The organism is Paenalcaligenes sp. Me52 (genome assembly GCF_050487965.1).
Classification (GTDB): domain Bacteria; phylum Pseudomonadota; class Gammaproteobacteria; order Burkholderiales; family Burkholderiaceae_B; genus Paenalcaligenes.
Genome location: NZ_JBKQFO010000039.1, coordinates 1 through 606 on the forward strand (window position 1 = coordinate 1; position 606 = coordinate 606).

Below are 606 nucleotides of genomic sequence, written 5' to 3' on the forward strand. Positions count from 1 at the left end.
AGGTGCAAAAGCTGGTCGAGCGTAGCCATGCGGAAGAAGTGATCCGCTGGAATGCGCAAACCGTCGCCGCTCGCCTGCGCGTGCTGGCTGATGACATTCTTTACCATCGCCTGCCAACGCGTTTTACGATGGAAAAGCAAATTGGCGCACTGGAAAAAATCGCCCGCCAACACCCGGATAATCCGGTTGGGCAATTCTGCTACTGGCATTTCAGCCGCATCGCTCGTGTGCTGCGCACCCAAAAACCGCTCTATGCCCGTGACTTACTGGCCGATAAACAGCGGCGAATGCCATTACTTCCGGCGCTGAAAAGTTATCTGTCACTAAAGTCTCCAGCGCTACGCAATGCCGGACGACTCAGTGTGATGTTAAGCGTTGCCAGCCTGATGGGCACCGCGCTGCATCTGCCGAAGTCGTACTGGATCCTGATGACAGTATTGCTGGTGACGCAAAATGGCTATGGCGCAACCCGTCTGAGGATTGTAAATCGCTCCGTGGGAACCGTGGTCGGGTTAATCATTGCAGGCGTGACGCTACACTTTAAAATTCCCGAAGGTTACACCCTGACCTTGATGCTGATTACCACCCTCGCCAGCTACCTGATAT

1 protein-coding gene is annotated in these 606 nt (G+C 54.3%); it reads left to right on the top strand.

Annotated features, from left to right (window positions below; all coding sequences use genetic code 11):
* A partial coding sequence (locus tag ACLO87_RS16850; protein WP_430224353.1) for an FUSC family protein occupies positions 1 to 606 on the top strand: 606 nt, incomplete at both ends.